This is a genomic window from Frankia torreyi (assembly GCF_000948395.1).
GTDB lineage: Bacteria > Actinomycetota > Actinomycetes > Frankiales > Frankiaceae > Frankia > Frankia torreyi.
Genome location: NZ_JYFN01000004.1, coordinates 40,801 through 58,909, shown reverse-complemented (window position 1 = coordinate 58,909; position 18,109 = coordinate 40,801). Strand labels below are relative to the sequence as shown.

The 18,109-nt window shown below is 73.0% G+C and carries 14 protein-coding genes, 1 tRNA gene and 6 pseudogenes; 2 read left to right on the top strand and 19 right to left on the bottom strand.

Features of this window, described 5'->3' with window-relative positions:
• Positions 1-8 precede the first annotated feature (8 nt).
• The 17 genes and pseudogenes from FF36_RS37020 to pgsA form a co-directional block, all read right to left on the bottom strand.
• A pseudogene (locus FF36_RS37020) lies at positions 9-595 on the bottom strand (protein translocase subunit SecF); the annotation flags it as partial.
• A 1-nt stretch (position 596) separates the two neighbouring features.
• Positions 597-1,271, bottom strand: a 675-nt coding sequence (gene secF / locus FF36_RS37015) for a protein translocase subunit SecF (RefSeq protein WP_242422274.1), incomplete at its 3' end; no start/stop codon positions are given.
• A 3-nt stretch (positions 1,272-1,274) separates the two neighbouring features.
• Positions 1,275-2,294: pseudogene (gene secD / locus FF36_RS37010) on the bottom strand (protein translocase subunit SecD); the annotation flags it as partial.
• A gap of 1 nt (position 2,295) precedes the next feature.
• Positions 2,296-3,215, bottom strand: a pseudogene (locus FF36_RS37005) (protein translocase subunit SecD); the annotation flags it as partial.
• Between the two features lie 147 nt (positions 3,216-3,362).
• On the bottom strand, positions 3,363-3,866 hold the full coding sequence (gene yajC / locus FF36_RS03790; protein WP_044883566.1) for a preprotein translocase subunit YajC: 504 nt from the start codon (positions 3,864-3,866) through the stop codon (positions 3,363-3,365).
• 138 nt (positions 3,867-4,004) lie between these two features.
• Positions 4,005-5,159: a Holliday junction branch migration DNA helicase RuvB gene (gene ruvB / locus FF36_RS03785; RefSeq protein WP_044883565.1), complete on the bottom strand. Its 1,155-nt coding sequence runs from the start codon at positions 5,157-5,159 to the stop codon at positions 4,005-4,007.
• A gap of 52 nt (positions 5,160-5,211) precedes the next feature.
• Positions 5,212-5,759, bottom strand: a pseudogene (gene ruvA, locus FF36_RS03780) (Holliday junction branch migration protein RuvA); the annotation flags it as partial.
• Between the two features lies 1 nt (position 5,760).
• On the bottom strand, positions 5,761-5,910 hold a 150-nt coding region (locus tag FF36_RS37000), incomplete at its 3' end, for an OB-fold domain-containing protein (RefSeq protein ID WP_277912822.1).
• Positions 5,907-6,443 (bottom strand): crossover junction endodeoxyribonuclease RuvC, encoded by a 537-nt coding sequence (gene ruvC, locus FF36_RS03775; RefSeq protein ID WP_044883564.1) that lies wholly within the window; start codon positions 6,441-6,443, stop codon positions 5,907-5,909. The genes ruvC and FF36_RS37000, both read right to left, overlap by 4 nt.
• Positions 6,444-6,568: 125 nt before the next feature.
• Positions 6,569-7,324 (bottom strand): YebC/PmpR family DNA-binding transcriptional regulator, encoded by a 756-nt coding sequence (locus FF36_RS03770; protein ID WP_044883563.1) that lies wholly within the window; start codon positions 7,322-7,324, stop codon positions 6,569-6,571.
• 22 nt (positions 7,325-7,346) lie between these two features.
• Positions 7,347-7,946 (bottom strand): pyridoxal 5'-phosphate synthase glutaminase subunit PdxT, encoded by a 600-nt coding sequence (gene pdxT, locus FF36_RS03765; protein WP_044883562.1) that lies wholly within the window; start codon positions 7,944-7,946, stop codon positions 7,347-7,349.
• Complete coding sequence (pdxS, locus tag FF36_RS03760) at positions 7,943-8,875, bottom strand: pyridoxal 5'-phosphate synthase lyase subunit PdxS (protein ID WP_044883671.1); 933 nt, start codon at positions 8,873-8,875, stop codon at positions 7,943-7,945. The genes pdxT and pdxS overlap by 4 nt, the downstream gene beginning before the upstream one ends.
• Before the next feature lie 152 nt (positions 8,876-9,027).
• A complete protein-coding gene (locus FF36_RS03755) occupies positions 9,028-9,675 on the bottom strand; it encodes a hypothetical protein (protein ID WP_044883561.1) in 648 nt (215 codons plus the stop codon).
• A 75-nt stretch (positions 9,676-9,750) separates the two neighbouring features.
• A complete protein-coding gene (locus FF36_RS03750; protein WP_044883560.1) occupies positions 9,751-10,878 on the bottom strand; it encodes a glycosyltransferase family 4 protein in 1,128 nt (375 codons plus the stop codon).
• 28 nt (positions 10,879-10,906) lie between these two features.
• Positions 10,907-11,662: pseudogene (locus FF36_RS03745) on the bottom strand (phosphatidylinositol mannoside acyltransferase); the annotation flags it as partial.
• Between the two features lies 1 nt (position 11,663).
• Positions 11,664-11,764, bottom strand: a pseudogene (locus tag FF36_RS36995) (phosphatidylinositol mannoside acyltransferase); the annotation flags it as partial.
• 112 nt (positions 11,765-11,876) lie between these two features.
• Positions 11,877-12,518 (bottom strand): phosphatidylinositol phosphate synthase (gene pgsA, locus FF36_RS03740; protein WP_242422272.1); only part of this gene is annotated, 642 nt, incomplete at its 3' end.
• 168 nt (positions 12,519-12,686) lie between these two features.
• Between pgsA and FF36_RS03735 the strand changes: the two genes are divergently transcribed.
• Positions 12,687-14,900: an elongation factor G-like protein EF-G2 gene (locus FF36_RS03735; protein WP_044883557.1), complete on the top strand. Its 2,214-nt coding sequence runs from the start codon at positions 12,687-12,689 to the stop codon at positions 14,898-14,900.
• Positions 14,901-14,916: 16 nt separating this feature from the next.
• On the opposite strand, the gene FF36_RS03730 is transcribed toward FF36_RS03735, so the two are convergent.
• Both FF36_RS03730 and FF36_RS03725 read right to left on the bottom strand, forming a co-directional pair.
• A complete protein-coding gene (locus FF36_RS03730) occupies positions 14,917-15,480 on the bottom strand; it encodes an HIT family protein (protein WP_044883556.1) in 564 nt (187 codons plus the stop codon).
• A gap of 1,634 nt (positions 15,481-17,114) precedes the next feature.
• Positions 17,115-17,186, bottom strand: a tRNA-Val gene (locus FF36_RS03725).
• A 436-nt stretch (positions 17,187-17,622) separates the two neighbouring features.
• On the opposite strand from FF36_RS03725, the gene FF36_RS03720 reads away from it, so the two are divergent.
• Positions 17,623-18,054: an SsgA family sporulation/cell division regulator gene (locus tag FF36_RS03720; protein ID WP_009739629.1), complete on the top strand. Its 432-nt coding sequence runs from the start codon at positions 17,623-17,625 to the stop codon at positions 18,052-18,054.
• Positions 18,055-18,109 lie beyond the last annotated feature (55 nt).

Genomic DNA, 18,109 nt, shown 5'->3' with positions numbered 1-18,109 from the left:
CGCCCGGCTCACCGACGCTTCTTACCGCTCGGCCGCCCCCGCCGGCCGGGTTTGCGGCCTCCGGCGCGTCGCGCGGCACCCGCCGTGGGGGGTCGCCGACCGGGCCCGCCGAGGCCCGCCCCGGCGGGAACCGGTTCGCGGGCACCGGGCCCGCCCGGCCGACCGACCGGGTCGTCCGGGTCGTCCGGCCGTGCAGCCGCGCCCGCGGCGAGGGCCGCCACCTCCCCCGATGCCGTCTCCCCCGGCGCCGACGAGCCGACCGGCGCCCCCGGGCCGGCCGAGGCCGACGCGGCGGCGCGCGCGCGCTTGCCCCGTTCCCGGGCGACCCGGGCGTCGAGGGCCTGCACCGCCGACTCACCCCGCTTGAGGTCGACCAGCAGGGGCGTGGCGAAGAACAACGACGAATAGGTGCCGGAGGCGATCCCGACGAACTGGGCGAGCGCGAGGTCCTTCAGCGTGCCCGCGCCCAGCAGCCCGGCGCCGACGAACAGCAGCGACGCCACCGGGATGAGGGCGATGAGCGACGTGTTGAGCGAACGGACCAGCGTCTCGTTCAGCGCGTCGTTCGTCGCCTCGGCATAGGTGCGGCGGTGGGNGGNCGCCATCCCCGCGGTGTTCTCCCGCACCCGGTCGAACACCACCACCGTGTCATAGAGCGAGAAGCCGAGGATGGTCAGCACGGCGATCACCGTCGACGGCGTCACCTCGAACCCGACGAGGGAGTAGACGCCCATGGTGACGACGAGGTCGTGGATGAGCGCGGCCATCGCGGCCACCGCCATCTTCCACTCGAAGCGCACCGACAGGTAGATCATCACGAGCACCAGGAAGACGACCAGGCCCTGGACGGCCTTCTTGGTGATCGTCGAGCCCCACGAGGAGCCGACCGTCGACACGGCGATGTCGCGGTCCGGGTTGGCCACCGAGAAACGCTTGGCCAGCGCGTCCGTCAGCTTGTCGGTCTGGGCGTCGGACAGGGTGGGGGTCTGCACCCGGAACTGCTTGGAGGTCTCGAGCTGCTGGACCACGCCGTCCGCCGGGTCGATGCCGACGCTGGAGAGGGTCTCCTCGACCTGTTGGACGGTGCCGCCATGGCTGGGGAGCTGGAAGACCGCGCCACCGGAGAACTCGATGCCCAGGGTGAAGCCACGGAAGATCATGCTCACCGCGCAGATCGCGATGATGACGCCGGAGATCGCGTACCAGACCCGGCGGCGGCCGACGAAGTCGACGTGGAAGTCGCTGCGGTAGATCCGCCCGAGCAGTGCCATCTGTCAGCTCTCCCGCTTCTGCCCGGCCGGCGCCGGCCGCTTGGCCAGCCGCGGCCTGCTGGGGGCCGCGGCCGGTGGCCCGGCCGCGGCCCGGCCACCGATCGTCTTCGGACTCAGACCGGAGAACCGGCTGACGGAGAACAGTCTGCGCCGCACCAGCAGGGCCACCATCGGGCGGGTGAAGATGAACATGATCAGCACGTCGCTCAACGTCGACAACCCGAGGGTGAACGCGAACCCGCGCACCGAGCCGATCGAGAGGATGTAAAGCACGGCGGCGGCGAGGAACGAGACCGTGTCCGCCGAGAGCATCGTGCGCCGCGCGGCCGGCCAGGCCCGGTCGGCGGAGGCACGCACCGTCCGACCGGCCTGCACCTCGTCCTTGATCCGTTCGAAGTAGACGACGAACGAGTCCGCGGTGACGCCGATCGACACGATCAGACCGGCGATGCCGGCGAGGGTCAGCGTGAAGCCGATCGCGGCGCCCAGCAGCACCACTGAGGCATAGATGATCGCCCCGCTGACCGCCAGCGAAGCGACCACCACGATGCCCAACGCCCGGTAGTACAGGAACGAGTAGGCGACGACCAGCACCAGCCCGATGGCCCCGGCGAGCAGCCCGCCGTGCAGCGAGTCGCGGCCCAGGGTCGGCGAGATCGACTCGGCCTGGGAACGCTCGAACGCCAGCGGCAGTGCGCCGTAACGCAGAACGTTGGCGAGGTCCTCCGCCTCGGACTGGCCGAAGGACCCGGAGATCTGCGCGGTCCCGGCGATGCGCTCGTTGGTCTGCGGCGCCGACTGCACCACGCCGTCGAGCACGATCGCGACCTGCTTGCCGATCGTGTTCTCGGTGAGCTTGGTGAACTTGTTCTGGCCGGAGCCGGTGAAGTCGACGTTGACCACCCACTGGCCGGTGGTGACGCCGGTGGTGCCGCCGCCGCCCTGCAGGCCGGCGGAGGCCGTCTTCACATCGGTGCCGACGACGGAGGCCGGCTTGAGCAGGTACTTGGTCGCCCCGTCCCGNTCGCAGGCGGCGGTCCAGTCCTGGGGCCGGTCGGTGCTGACCGCCGCCTTGCGCACGTCGGTGACCGCACAGGTCAGCGCGTCGTACTGGGCGACCGCGGCGGCGGGCGGCGTGTCCGCGGAGGAGGCGGCGCCCGCCGCGGGCGCCGTCGGCGCCGGCGCCGGGGACGCCGACGCGGCCGGAGCCGCGGAGGCCGCCGTGGCGGGAGAGGCCGAGACTGCGGGGGCCGCCGAGGCGGCGGTGAGGGCACCGGCGGCGGTGACCGCCTTACCCGTGCTCGCGGCAAGCGCCACCGGCTGCGCGACCAGCCCGGAGCCGTCCCCGAGCGCCACCGGCTTCGCAGCCGGCCGCGAGCCGTCGCCGAGGGCGGCCGGCCGGTTCGAAGCCGACGGGGTCGGCGCCGCAGAGGGGGCCGCCGACGGCGCCGCGGACGGCACGCTCCCGGCCGCCGGTGACGGCGTCGCGCCGGGCGCGGGGGTCGGCGCGGCCGTGCTGCCGGGGGCGGGCGAGGGGACCGTCTTCGCCGGGGTCGCCGCGGCGGCCTCGTAGACCTCGCGGAAGCGCAGCTCCGCGGTCTGCCCCACCAGGTCGACCACGTCGCCGCGGCCCCGGCCGGGAACCGAGATCTCGATCTGGTTGCCGGTGCGGTGGACCTCGGACTCGGCGACACCCAGCCCGTCGACGCGCTGACGGATGATGTCCACCGCCTGGTCGACCGCGCCGGAGTCGACGGCGCTGCCGGTGGTTGCCCGAGGTGTGAGGATCACGCTCGTGCCGCCCTGCAGGTCCAGCCCCAGCCGTGGGGTCCAGTTCCCGGTGGCGGCCATCAGGCTGTAGAGGACGACGAGCAGACCGCCGAGTACCCCCAGCCGGGTCCAGACGGAGCTTCCCGTGGATGCCCGTGCCGAGCCGCGTGCCACGTGCGAGTCCCTTCCTCACGCGCCGGATACCGGCGCTCGTTCGTCTCGCCGTTGCCCGGACCGGCGGTGCCCAACGTACCCGAACGAATGTCACCGAGGGTACGTTCCGAACCCCCGCTGGTAACGCTCCGGCGGTCCGTCGACCTGCTACAGCTCCTTGCGTGGCGGACGGGACACGCTGCCCTCGCCGTCGGAACCGTCGGTCGCGGACGGCCCCCCGGCGCCCTCCTCGCCGACGGCGGTGCCCGCGCCGGGCGGAGGCGTCTCGCCGACCGAGGTCGCGGGATCGGCCGGACCGTCGTGCGCGTCGCCGTCCGCCGACCCGTCGTCGTGCGCCTCGTCGGTGTCCGGCGAGCTGATCACCCGGGCGATGGCGCTGCGGGTGAACCGGCAGACCACGTCGGGGGCGATCTCGAGCAGGACGTCGCCGTCCTCCAGCTCCACGACGGTCGCGTAGAGTCCGGCGGTGGTGATCACGAGGGTGCCGGGCAGAATCTGGGACACCTGCTGCTGCTGAGCCTTGGCGCGGCGACGCTGCATCGAGAAGATGTAGACGACCGCCAGGACGAGAAGAAGCGGAATCAGGAAACCGCCGATGGAACTGCCGCCGTTACCGTCGGCTGCCGTCGCCGCCGTCACAAGTCCGCGCACGTCCTGCCCTCCTGATGTGTTGCGGCGATCGTACGTATCGAGCGGATGCCGCCGGTGGGCAGGGCCGTGGTGTCCGCTTTATACCGGCGCCGTGGCGTCGCGCGGTGGGCGGCGGTGGGCCGCCCGGTGGGCCGCCGCTCAGCTGCCGTCGGGGAGCATGCCGCCGTCGGGAAGCATGCCGCCGTCGGGAAGCGCGCCGCTCTCGGTGAGCAGTCCGTCGCCGGAGAGCAGTCCACCCTCGGCGAGCAGGCCGGTGTCCGGGAAGAGCGGGGCCTGGCTGCGGCCGAGCGGCTCGGCGATCGGTTCGAGCCCGAGGTGCTCGAAGGCGGCGGGGGTGGCGACCCGACCGCGGGAGGTGCGGATCAGCAGGCCGGCCCGCAGCAGGAACGGCTCGGCCACGTCCTCAACCGTCTCCGGCTCCTCCCCCACCGAGACGGCCAGCGTGGTGAGCCCGACCGGGCCGCCGCCGAAGCGACCGACGAGTGCCTCCAGCACGGCTCGGTCGAGGCGGTCGAGCCCCAGCCCGTCGACGTCGTAGATCCGCAGCGCGGCTCGGGCGACGTCCCGGGTGACCACGCCGTCGGCGCGCACCTCGGCGTAGTCGCGCACCCGGCGCAGCAGCCGGTTGGCGATGCGCGGGGTGCCTCGGGAGCGCCCGGCGACCTCGGCCGCGCCATCCTCGGTGAGGCTGACGCCGAGCAGGCCCGCCGAGCGGGTCAGCACCCGGGCGAGCTCGTCGGGGGCGTAGAAGTCCAGGTGGGCGGTGAACCCGAAGCGGTCGCGCAGCGGCCCCGTCAGCAACCCCGACCGGGTCGTGGCGCCCACCAGCGTGAACGGGGCGACGTCGAGGGGGATGGCGGTCGCGCCGGGCCCCTTGCCGAGGATCACGTCGACCCGGAAGTCCTCCATCGCGGCGTAGAGAAGCTCCTCGGCGGGACGCGCGATCCGGTGGATCTCGTCGAGAAACAGCACCTCCCCGGGGGACAGCGCGGTGAGGATCGCGACGAGGTCGCCGGCCCGTTCGATCGCCGGGCCGCTGGTCATCCGCAGCGGCACCGCCAGCTCCTCCGCAATGATCATCGCGAGGCTGGTCTTGCCCAGGCCCGGCGGGCCGGACAGCAGGACGTGGTCCGGCGGACGCCCGCGGGCCTGCGCCCCTTCCAGCATGATCGAGAGCTGCTCCCGGACCTTGCGCTGGCCGACGAACTCGGTGAGCGTGCGGGGGCGCAGCCCGGCCTCGAACGCCTGCTCCTCGGCGCTGGCGGCGGCCGAGACGAGCCCGTCGGCGCTCATGCGCCGCCCCCGTGCGTGCCGCCGGCAGCCAGCCCAGCCTCCGCCGGCGCGGTCATCGGCGCAGCACTGCCAGGCTCGCCCGCAGCAGCGTCGCCGCGTCGGGCGCGCCCTCGGCCGGCGCGGTGCCGCCTGATCGGTCCGGGCCGTCGAGGTCGTCCGGGGGCGCGGCCAGCACGGCCAGCGCGCGGGACACCGCGTCGTCGGCCTCTCGCGCCGAATAGCCCAGCCCGGTCAGCGCCTCACGCACGGTGTCCGCGACCTCGCCGGCACTGCCGACCCCGCCTGCCCCGACCCCGCCGGAGCCCCGGTCGGCGGCCGCCGACCGGGGCCCGGGCACCGCGGCCCCGCGCGGCGGGCCGAGTCGGTCGCGCAGGTCCAGGACGATCCGCTGGGCGCCCTTGCGCCCGATCCCGGGCACCTTGGTGAGCGCCGCGAGATCCTCCTCGGCGACCGCCCGGCGGACCGCGTCCGGATCGTGCACGCCGAGGACGGCCTGGGCGAGCTTCGGCCCCACCCCGGCGGCGGACTGCAGGATCTCGAAGACGTCGCGGGCGTCGGCGTCGGTGAACCCGTAGAGGGTCAGCTCCGTCTCACGCACGANGAGGGTGGTGGCGAGGCTGGCCGGCTCGCCGACGCGCAGCCGGGCCAGCGTCGCGGGGGTGCACTGGACGAGCAGGCCGACGCCGCCCACCTCGACGACGGCGGACAGCGGCCCGAGCGCCCGGACGGTGCCGGCCAACGAGGCGATCACGACGCTCCCGCCGGGCGGCGGGCGGGCGCAACGGGAGCCGCCGCGCGCAGCCGAGCCAGCGCCGGGCCCCGCCACAGGTGACACAGCGCCAGCGCCAACGCGTCGGCGGCGTCGGCCGGCCGCGGCACCTCGGTCAGCCCCAGCAACCGGGTGACCATGAACCCGACCTGGGCCTTGTCGGCCCGCCCACTGCCGGTGACCGCGGCCTTGACCTCGCTGGGCGTGTAGAGGCCTACCGGCAGGTCACGCCGCGCGGCGAGCATGATCGCTACCGCACCGGCCTGGGCCGTGCCCATGACCGTGCGCACGTTGGCCTGGCTGAAGACCTTCTCGACCGCGACCGCGTCGGGACGGGTGCGGTCCAGCCAGGCGTCGATGCCGTCGGCGACGGCCCGCAGCCGGTCGGCCACCTCGGCACCGGCCGGCGTGCGCACCACCCCCACCTCGACCAGGCGGGCGCGGGAACCCAAGGCGCCGTCGACGACCCCCAGGCCGCACCGGGTCAGCCCCGGATCGACGCCCAGTACCCGCATCCACCCTCCCGACCACTCGCCCACAGGAACGCTCGCCCGCAAGAACACTCGTTCGATGGTAGATCGGTCGGCGCAACCGGACATCCACGACACGCCCAACAGATCCCGGGCGCGGTGGCGTGCGGCTAGCTGCTGACGAGCTCCATGACGTCGTCGGAGATGTCGCCGTTGAACCACACGTTCTGGACGTCGTCGAGGTCCTCGACCGCCTCGACGAGCTTGAGCACCTTGGCCGCGAGCTCGGCGTCCAGCGGCACGCTCACGCTCGGCAGCCAGGAGATGTCCGCCGAGGTGATCTCCAGGCCGGCGTCGGTGGCCGCCACCCGCACCGCATGCAGGTCGGTCGCCTCGGAGATGACCTCGAAGACGTCGCCGAGGTCGTTGACCTCCTCGGCGCCCACGTCGAGCACGGCGAGCAGCACGTCGTCCTCGGTGAGCCCGGCGGTCTTCGTCACCAGCACGACGCCCTTGCGGTTGAACAGATACGACACCGAGCCGGGATCGGCCACCGTGCCGCCGTTGCGGGTGATCGCCACCCGGACGTCGGAGGCGGCGCGGTTGCGGTTGTCGGTCAGGCACTCGACGAGGATCGCGACGCCGTTCGGCCCGTACGCCTCGTAGGTGATGTTCTCGTAGTTCACCCCGCCGGCGAGCTCGCCGGAGCCCCGCTTGACCGCCCGCTCGATGTTGTCGTTCGGGACGGACTGCGATTTGGCCTTGGCGATGGCGTCGGCCAGCGTGGGGTTTCCCGCCGGGTCGCCGCCGCCCGTCTTGGCCGCGACCTCCACCGTCTTGACCAGCTTGGCGAACAGCTTGCCCCGCCGGGCGTCGATGACCGCCTTCTTGTGCTTTGTGGTCGCCCACTTGGAGTGACCGCTCATGTCCTGCCCCTCTTACTCGCGATCACCGACCGGATCCGGAAGATCGCACAATGTCGACGAATAGCCGGTGCATCCTGGAGTCACCGGTCAGCTCCGGATGGAACGCGGTGGCCAGCAGCGGGCCCTGACGGACCGCCACCGGCGCCTCGGCGACACGAGCCAGGACCTCGACCGTATCGCCCGCCTTTTCTACCCATGGTGCCCGGATGAAGACCGCGTGCACAGGCGGTCCCTCCACGCCGTCGACGTCGAGGTCGACCTCGAACGAGTCGACCTGCCGGCCGAAGGCGTTACGCCGGACGACCATGTCCAACCCGCCGATCAGCGGCTGGTCCGGCCGGCCGTCCACGACGTCCCGCGCAAGCAGGATCATGCCAGCACACGAGCCGAACACGGGCAGGCCCGCCACGACCGCGGCCCGCAACGGCTCCAGCAGCTCGAACACCCGCAGCAGCCGGCCGATCGTCGTGGACTCGCCGCCGGGCAGGACCAGACCGTCCACCGCGGCGAGTTCCGCCGCGCGGCGGACCTCCACCGGCCGCGCACCGACGGCGCTGAGCGCCCGAGCGTGTTCGCGCACGTCCCCCTGCAGCGCGAGGATGCCGATCCGCGGGCCGCTCACCAGCCACGGTCGGCGTAGCGGGCCGCCGACGGGAGCTCGGCGACGTTGATGCCGACCATCGCCTCGCCCAGGCCCCGCGACACCTTCACCAGCACGTCGGGGTCGTTGAACATCGTGGTGGCCTCGACGATCGCGCGGGCGCGCCGCGCCGGATCGCCGGACTTGAAGATCCCGGAGCCGACGAACACCCCGTCCGCGCCGAGCTGCATCATCAGCGCCGCGTCCGCCGGGGTGGCGATGCCGCCGGCGGTGAACAGCACGACCGGCAGCCGGCCGAGCCGGGCCACCTCGGCGACCAGCTCGACGGGGGCACGCAGCTCCTTGGCCGCGGCGTAGAGCTCCTCCGCAGGCAGCGCGGCGAGCCGGCCGATCTCGGCGCGGATGGTGCGCATGTGCACCACCGCGTTGGACACCTCGCCGGTGCCCGCCTCGCCCTTGGAGCGGATCATCGCCGCCCCCTCGGCGAGGCGGCGCAGCGCCTCGCCGAGGTTGGTCGCCCCGCAGACGAACGGCACCGTGAACGACCACTTGTCGATGTGGTGGTGCGGGTCGGCCGGGGTGAGCACCTCGGACTCGTCGACGTAGTCCACCCCGAGCGCCTGGAGCACCTGGGCCTCGACGAAGTGCCCGATCCGCGCCTTGGCCATCACCGGGATGGACACTGCCTCGATGATCTCCGAGATCATGTCCGGATCGCTCATCCGGGCGACGCCGCCCTGGGCGCGGATGTCGGCGGGCACCCGCTCCAGGGCCATCACCGCCACAGCGCCGGCGTCCTCGGCGATACGCGCCTGCTCGGCCGTGACCACATCCATGATCACACCGCCCTTGAGCATCTCCGCCATGCCGCGCTTGACGCGGGCGGTGCCGGCGTGCCGGGCGGAGTCGGTCGCCAGGCCGGTGGTGGCGGCAGTCTGGCCCTGGGACATGATGTGCCGTCTCTTTTCGCTCCAGTCGGGCGCCACGGCCGGCCGGCTCCGCCATGTCAGGAACACCTGCATGTCGGATACCCAGCCAGGTGAATCCCGTGCGGGTGGGTCGGTTCCCCATCGTACGGCGCAGCCCGCGCCGACCGGGCGGCTCAGGAGGCCAGGCCCGGCCGGTCGCCGTGCCCGAGCGACCCGTCGCGCCCCGGCCGGTCCTCGCGGGCGGGGTTGTCGCGGCCGGAGATGTCGGCGCCGTAAGCCGAACCCTCGACGAGGCGCGGCCAGGGTTCCTCGCGGACCGGCAGGGCATCGTCGATCTCGAAGTAGCCGGGCGGCGAGCGGCGGCCGGACAGGTGGAGCACCCGGACCACCCGGCGGCCCGCGAGCGCGCGTTGGTCCCGGACAGCGTCGTTGTGGAACTGGCGGGCCAGCGCCACCCGGGCCGCCCCGGAGTCGACCGCGTGCAGCTCGATGGGAAAACGTTGCCCGGCCGCCGCGACCTCCGCGGAGCGCAGCGCCCGGCTCAGCGCGTTCTCGGCCAGCTCGACCGCGGCGTCCAGGGGCGCGCCGGCGAGCAGGGCCGGGTAGGACACACGCGCGCGGGCAGCGCTGGCCGCCAGCTCGTCGAGACCGCAGCGCTCGGCGAGCTGCGCCGCGGCGTCGGCGCGGGCGACGAGCTGGGTGACCAGACCGCCGCCGGCGTCCGACACCCGAGCGGCGAGCCGGTCGAGCCGGCGGGCCAGCCAGGTCAGATAGGTCGCAATCGCCACCACCAGGGCAACCACCACCACGAGGACGGTCATCTCGCGCAGCGTAGCCAACGGGCGGATGTGACCTGGCGCCGGTACCGGCCACCGGACTCGCCGCCGCCCGCCCGGCTAGGTCGACGCGAGCGACACCCGCCGGTCCCCGGAGATCATCTCGTAGACGCCGACGATGCGCTCGGCGATGGTCCGCCAGTCGTACGTCTCGACGACCTCCCGGCCCCGCCGTACCAGCCCCGCGGCCCCGGCGGGATCGGTCAGCACGTCGGCGAGGGTGGCGGCGAGCTGCGCGGGATCGCCGACGTCGAACAGCCGCCCGGCGCGGCCGTCGTCGAGCACCCGGCGGAACGCGTCGATGTCGCTGGCCACCACGGCGGTCCCGGCCGCCATCGCCTCCAGCAGCACGATCCCGAAGCTCTCCTGGCCGGTGTTCGGGGCGCAGTACACCTGGCCAGAGGCGAACACCCGCGGCTTGTCGGCATCGGAGACGAGGCCCAGCAGGTCGACCCGGGACCGCAGCTCCGGTTCCAGGCGTGCACGCACCGCCGCGGCGTCCCCGGGCCCGGCGACGAGCAGGCGCGCGTCGTCGATGCGGGCGGCGAGCGCCGGCATCGCGGCCAGCAGCACGTCGAGGCCCTTGCGCGGCTCGTCGATGCGGCCGAGGAAGGCGACGGTGGGCCGCCCGTCGTCGTAGCCGGGCAGCGGCTGGGCGTCGACGAAGTGCTGCACCGCGACCCCGTTGGGAATCAGGATGGCGTCGGCGCCGAGATGCTCCACGAGCGTGCGCCGCGCCGCCTCGGACACGGCGATGCGGGCGCGCAGCTTCTCGAAGGACGGCTGCAGCGCGCCCTGTGCGGCGGTCAGGAACCGCGAGCGGGGATTGGCGGTGTGGAAGGTCGCCACGATCGGCCCGTCGGCGAGCATGCAGGCCAGCAGGCTGACGCTCGGCGCGCTGGGCTCGTGCACGTGCAGGACGTCGAAGTCGCGCTCGCGCAGCCAGCGGCGGACCCGAGCGGCGGAGACCGGGCCCATCAGCAGCCGGGCGACCGAGCCGTTGTAGGGCACCGGCAGCGCCCGGCCGGCGTCGACGGCATAGGACGGCAGGGTCTGCTCGTCGTCGACCGGGGTGATGACCGATACCTCGTGTCCCGCCGCGAGCAGGGCCTCGGCGAGGTCCCGCACGTGGACCTGGACCCCGCCGGGGACGTCCCAGGTGTAGGGGCAGGCCAGGCCGATCTTCACAGCGCCGCCGCGGCGCGACCGGGCGGGCTCACGCCTCGTCGCGCCAGACGCGCTGGAGCATGTGCCAGTCGGCGGGATGGGCGGCGATGCCGGCGGCGAAGGCGTCGGCGAGGTCCTGGGTCATCGTCGCGACGTCGCTGCGCGCCACCGCGGGGTGGATCCGCGCGCTCCAGCCGTCCCGGTCGAACCAGAGCGTGACCGGCAGCAGCGTTGCCCCGGTGGCCAGCGCGAGCGCGGCGGGTCCGCCGGGCATCGTCGCCGCGGCGCCGAAGAACCGCACGGGGATGCCCGCGCGGGACAGGTCGCGGTCGGCGAGCAGGCACAGCATCCCCCCGGCCCGCAGCCGGTCGGCCAGCAGGCCGAACGGCGGGCTCTCGCCGCCCGTCAGCGGGATGACCTCCATCCCGAGCTCGGAGCGGAACGCGACGAACCGCTCGAACAGCGACTCGGGCCGCAGCCGCTCGGCGACCGTCGTGAACGGGACTCCCGTCGCCGCGAGCCAGGCGCCGGCCTGCTCCCAGTTACCCATATGCGGCAGCGCCAGGATCGTGCCGGCGCCGCGGGCATGCGAGTCACGCAGGAAGTGCTCGTCGAGGACCCGCATCCGGCCGACGATCCGCTCGGTGCCGAGCTCGCGCAGGCGGAAGACCTCGAGCCAGTAACGCGCGTAGGAGCGCATCGCCACCCGGGTGAGTCGGTCCAGGTCGGTGCCGGCCGGCGCCACCCGGCTCAGGTTGGCCCGCAGCCGGCGCACTCCGCGCCCGCCACGCCGGTAGGCCGCGTCNGCGCCCAGCCGGAACGCCGCGGCGGCCACCGGTTCCGGCAGCAGCCGCACGCCGCGCCAGCCCAGTGCGTAGCCGAGGTCGGTGAGCCGCCCCTCGGTCACGACCGCCCCTCGGTCACGACCGCCCCTCGGTCACGACCGCCCCTCGGTCACGGCCGGCCCTCGGTCACGGCCGCCGCGCGGGACCGGCCGGCGCGGCCCCGGAGGGGAGGGNGGGGGCCGCGGTCGACGCGGACGGCGCCGGCGGGTCACCCGCGCGGTACCACTGCCGGTACACGTGCACCACGCGCTGCACGACGGTGAGCGAGGTCGCGCCGACGAGGAACCACAGGGCGGCGGGCAGCAGGTAGGGCACACCGAGGCCGTACAGGCCGGCGGCGACCAGCAGGATCAGCAGCCGTTCGCCGCGCTCGGCGAAGCCGACGTTGCAGGTGAAGCCGAGCCCCTCCGCGCGCGCCTTGACGTAGGAGGTGATCGAGCCCGCCACCAGGCAGACCAGCGCGGCCACGACGAGCGGCAGCGAGTCGCCGTCACCGGCGTACCAGACGACCAGCGAGCCGAAGATCGCGCTGTCGCCGACGCGGTCGGAGGTGGAGTCGAGGAAGGCCCCCCACTTGGAGGAGATACCGCGGGCTCGGGCGATCACCCCGTCGATCAGGTCCGAGAAGACGAAAAGGGTGATCACGATCGTGCCGAGGAAGAACACCCCCCGGGTGAAGAACCCCAGCGCGGCGCCCGCCACCCCGATGGTGCCGATGATCGTCACGACGTCGGGCGACACCGACGACCGGGCGGCCCACTGGCTCACCGGGTCGAGCACCTTCTGGATCTGCGGTCGTGCCTTGCTAGCGAGCATGTCCGTCCCGTCGTCCCGCGTGCACCCGGCTTCGGGCGGTCTTCACAGTACCGCCGCCACGATCCGTGCATTCCCGACCACGCCCCCCCCTCGGGCTTGTGCCCCACGTCACCTGGGAGGACTCTGCCGTTACGGACAGGATCCCACCTGCCGATCAAGGAGGCGAGGATGTCAACAGCCTCGTGCGATGTACGCAACGTCGTTCTGGTGGGGCATACCGGCGCGGGCAAGACGGCCCTGGTGGACCGGCTGCTCGCCACCGCCGGGCCGCCCGAGCGCCAGAACGGCGACTATCAGCTCGCCCACACCAGCTACGTCGGGCACGCCGACCCCGATCACCGGCCCTCCCGGTCGGTCAGTCTCTCCCTGTGCTCGGTCAGCCACCGCGGGCTCACCATCAACCTGCTCGACACCCCGGGGTACCCCGACTTCGTCGGCGAGCTGCGCGCGGGCCTGCGCGCCGCCGACGCCGCCCTGTTCGTCGTCAGCGCCGTCGACGGGGTGGACGGCGCGACCGGGCTGCTGTGGACCGAGTGCGCCGAGGTCGGCATGCCGCGCGCCATCGCGATCACCCACCTGGACCAGGCCCGGGCCGACTTCACCGCGGCGGTCGAGGAGTGCCAGCGCGCCTTCGGCACCGGTGTGCTGCCGGCCTGGCTGCCCAGCCGCGCGGCGGGCGGCGGCGTACGCATGACGGGGCTGCTGACCGGCCGGATCGTCGAGTACGGCCGCGGCGGGCGACGCACGTCCGCGGCCGAGTCGGGCCGGTCCGACGTGCGCCACGCCGCCGCCCGGGCGGCCCTCGTCGAGGGAATCATCGCCGAGAGCGAGGACGAGACGCTGCTCGACCGCTACCTGTCCGGCGCCGACCCCGATCCGAACCTGCTGCTGGCCGACCTGGAGAAGGCGGTCGCCCGCGGAACGTTCTTCCCGGTGCTGCCGATCGGCCTGCTCGCCGAGCAGGGCACGGACCACGAACGAGACAGCAACCGGCGGGACAGCAACCAACGGGACAGGGACGAACGGGGCCCGGCGCGAGCCGGCGGGTTCGGCTCGGCGGAGCTGCTCGACCTGTTCGTCCAGGGCTTCCCCGCGCCGGCGGAGCATCCCCTCCCGGCGCTGACCCGGCCCGACGGCACGGCCTGCGACCCGGGCACCGGCGATCCCGCCGGGCCGCTGGTCGCCGAGGTCGTCAAGACGACCACTGATCCGTACGTGGGCCGGATGTCCGTCGTGCGGGTCTTCAGCGGGACGCTGCGCCCGGACGATCCCGTCCACGTCAGTGGGCACGGCCGGGCGGCGGCCGGCCATGCCGACCACGACGACGACGAGCGGGTCGGCGCGCTGTCCCGGCCCTACGGCTCGGTGCTGCACAGCGTGCCGGACTGCCCGGCGGGCGGCATCTGCGTGGTGACGAAGCTCGCCACCGCCGAGACCGGCGACACCCTGTCGAGCCTCGACGATCCGCGCCACCTGCCCGCCTGGACGATGCCCGAGCCGCTGCTGCCGATCGCGATCAGGGCCCGCGGCCGTGCCGACGAGGACCGGCTGGCCACGGCGCTGTCCCGGCTGGCAATCGAGGATCCGACCCTGCGGGTGGTCCAGGATCCGGAGACCGCGCAGCTCGTCCTGTGGAGCATGGGCGAGGCCCACGCGGAGTCCGTACTGGAGCGCCTCGCCCAGCGCTACGGCGCCACCGTCGACCGGGTGCCGACCGTCATTCCGCTGCGGGAGACGCTGCGGGCACCGGCGCGGGGACTGGGCCGCCAGGTCAAACAGTCCGGAGGGCATGGCCAGTACGCCGTCTGCCAGATCGAGGTCGAGCCGCTCCCGCCGGGCAGCGGCTTCGAGTTCGTCGACGAGGTCGTCGGCGGTGCCATCCCGCGCTCGTTCATCCCTTCGGTCGAGAAGGGGGTCCGGGCGCAGATGGCCCAGGGAGTGCGGGCCGGTCATCCGCTGACCGACCTGCGGGTGCGCCTGGTCGACGGCAAGTCGCACAGCGTCGACTCCTCGGACATGGCCTTCCAGATCGCCGGCGGGCTGGCGCTGCGCGACGCCGTTCGCAGCGGCGGAGTCGTCGTGCTGGAGCCGGTGCTGGCCGTCGATGTGTCGGTGCCCGACGAGTTCGTCGGGACGGTGGTCAGCGACCTGTCGACCCGGCGGGGACGGGTTGTCGGCATGGATCCGGTGCCGCCGGCGCCGGGCAGCGCGAGCTCGTTCGCCGCGACGCGCACCATCGTGCACGCCGAGGTGCCGGAGAGCGAGATGTCCCGGTACGCGGTAGAACTGCGCTCGCTGAGCCACGGAACGGGGAGCTTCCATCGCCAACCGCACGGCTACGAGCCGATGCCACCGCGGCTCGCCGACTCGCTGCTCGGCTGATGCGGCCTACCGCGACCTACTCGGCCGCGGCCGCCCAGGCGTCGGCGAGCATCTCCCGGGTCTGCCCGAGCAGGGCGGGCAGCACCCGGGTCGCCCCCACCACCGGCATGAAGTTCGTGTCGCCGCCCCACCGGGGCACCACGTGCTGGTGCACGTGGGAGGCGATTCCGGCGCCGGCGACGTGCCCAAGGTTCATGCCCGTGTTGAAACCGTGGGCTCCGCTGGCGGTGCGCAGCGCGCGCAGGGCCCGCTGCACGAAAAATGCCATCTCGATGATTTCTTCGGATTCCATGTCGGCATAGTCGGCCACATGTCGGTAAGGCACGACGAGCAGATGCCCGGCATTGTAGGGATAGAGGTTGAGGACGGCGTAGACGGTATTCCCGCGGGCGACGACGAGCCCGTCCTCGTCCGCCATGCCGACGATGGAGCAGAAGGGGCATTCATCGTCGCGACCGCGCCCCTCACCCTTGATGTAGGCCATCCGGTGGGGCGTGTAAAGCCGCTGGAAGGCGTCCGGGCCGCCGACCCCGGCCTGCTCCTCCAGCGGAACCCCGCCAGGCGAGACCTCGGCGGTCACCGGGTGGTCACCGCGAGCTCGTCGTCCCGGCCTGGCCGGGGGAGCCCGCAGGTAGGAGCGGCCGGATGGGGCGTGGCCGACCAGGCCCGCCCCCCAGCGCCAACCCCGCCACCTGCATCGGGCGATCCCCCTCGAAGGGTGGCCATCATCCTGCCAATTTATCAGGACGTCGACCGATGAGGGGGCTCCCACAGGGGCGATGACGCCCGCGCGCAGATGCGTACCCGCAGATGAAGAGGGAGACTGACGGCGTGGGGGGGTCGCCGCCAGTCTCCCTCGAGTGGCGTATTCGGTTTTGAACCACGGCGTCCCGACTGCCGCGGCGGCGCACCCGAAGGGAACTACGGCCCGGGAGGGATCTCCCGACGCACCCCCGCGAGACACCGCACCGACAAAAGGGACCCGCTACGCCCTGCCTGATCAGCTTAGCGGGTGTTAAGCCGATCTGTACAGGGCGGGTCTCATGCCGACCGGAAATAACCGGGCGAACATCCCCGGCGCCGGACCTGAACCCGTGGGCACATCAACGATCTCACCGAAGGGGCGGGACGCACAACGATGCCGATCCACGATGGGCCAACGGCTACGTCATCGGCCACCGCAATCGGCTCGCCCCACCCCGTCACCGCCGACTCCGGCGGACGGCGGCCCCCGGGCACCTCTGCCGATCGACCGACGAGGCGCACCGTCCACCCCGGACCACCCGGGGTAGCCCACCCAGGTGAAATCGGTCGTCCGAGCCCGGACGGCTTTTCGCAATCTGGGCCACTCTTCTCGGCCGACGGAACCGAAAAGGCGGCCGCCGGTCGGTCGGCCAGACCGTCGGACCGCAGCGGTTCACCCTCGGCGATGCTCACCCTTCGTCACCGCCCGCCGGGAGACGCTCGGCGCGGTGCGGGCGCCCCGTCCGCGGGCCCGACGTCGAGCACCCCCACCGGTATGGCACCAAAGTGGGGTCGCACAGAGATTATTCCGGTCCGGCCGGCGCCCGATACAGACGCCCGGATCGCGACAAAAGCGGCATTTTCCCAGGTGGGAGGCGTGCTATCGACCAGAGAGGCGATCTTCATCTGGTCGCCCGCCGCCGGCCCGCCCCCAGCGAACTCGTCGGCGCAACGGTGCCTAGCAGCCCTGGGAACCGACACCAAAGGGGAAACCGCTGCGGATCACCGACGACCAGGACTCAAAGGCGCGAGCATGAGCACGACCCACCCGCACCGGACGCTTCCCGCGCCCCCGGCCCGTCTCCACTCAGCCCCCCGGGAGCAACCCCCGGCCCACGGCGCCGAACCCGCCGCCTCAACCCCCGGTCCGAACCGTGCCCACCGGTCGCCGCCAGGCGCCCCGAGACCATCCAGCGAGCACTCGCGCCCACCGGGCCCCGCCACCACCTGCCATAACGAGTCAAGGCGGCTGCGAGATCGACCCCAGCCCCAGCCGCCCCCACCATCAACCGGCGCAAAGACCCAACCACCAAGGGATCCCATGCGCTCAAACCAAGCCCACCCACCCCATCCACCCCAACCCCCGACCACGCGAAACGCGGGGGGTCCGGGGGGTCGCCCCCCGGGCAGACATCACGCGAGACCCCGGCAAGCCCCCAAAGGGGGCGCAGCATGACAAGCCAGATCGCGTGGGCGTACGTGGTTTCGAACCACGGACCTCTGCCGTGTGAAGGCAGCGCTCTACCACTGAGCTATACGCCCTTGCGGGTGGTAGGACCACCTTACACGGCACCGATCCGGGCCGACGCAGGGGGTCCCGGCGGACGGATACACCGATGTCCGCCGTCCCGCCCGGTGGGCGGACTGAGTCAGGTTCGCCGCGACTAGCCAAGGTTGAGAACCACCCGGACGGGGAAGGCTCAAAGTGGAACGGCCTTGGCAGGTTGGCCTGACGCTCGGGGGGACGTTCGGACGCTACGGATGGTAACCATCCGCCCGCCTGCGGTGGGGGTACATCTCGCGGCCGTCCGATCTACGATCTACCCGGGAAAGGTTCACCCTTCCGGGCCGGGCAACTCGCCCGAACTGCCGTAACGGATGTTGTCTTGGCATAATCTTGTTTCCAACGGGACTCGGAGAGGGAACTATCCCGTTACACGGGTGCTCGCCCGCACCACGCACCATGAGAGGCCGCCCGATGACTATTCGTCACGATTCGATCACCGCCGAACTCGCCCTTCGTCTCGTCGTGCCCGGCGGCGCTCCTGTGCCGGTTGCCGCGACGGTCCGGTACGAGCCGGCCGACCCCTACGCGATCAGCATCGGCTTCCGGACGGGAGCGGACGAGGTCGTGGAGTGGACCTTCGCACGCCAGCTACTGAGCGACGGCGTGCGTCGTCCCGCCGGGGACGGCGATGTGCAGGTGTGGCCGGCCGCCCAGTCCGGTGGGCGGATCGTCTGCCTGTCCCTGTCCAGTCCGTCGGGGCACGCGCTGTTCGAGATGCCGCGCTCCGAGGTGCTGGCCTTCCTGCGGCGGACGTACTCCGCCGTGCCCCTCGGTGGCGAGAGCGACATCATCGACCTTGATGCGGAGCTCGCGTTGCTGATCTGGGGCGGTCCCGAGCGGTGATCTCACCGGGGTCGGGATCGCTGCCCGACCCCGGCTAGCCGGTGCGGGCACTGTT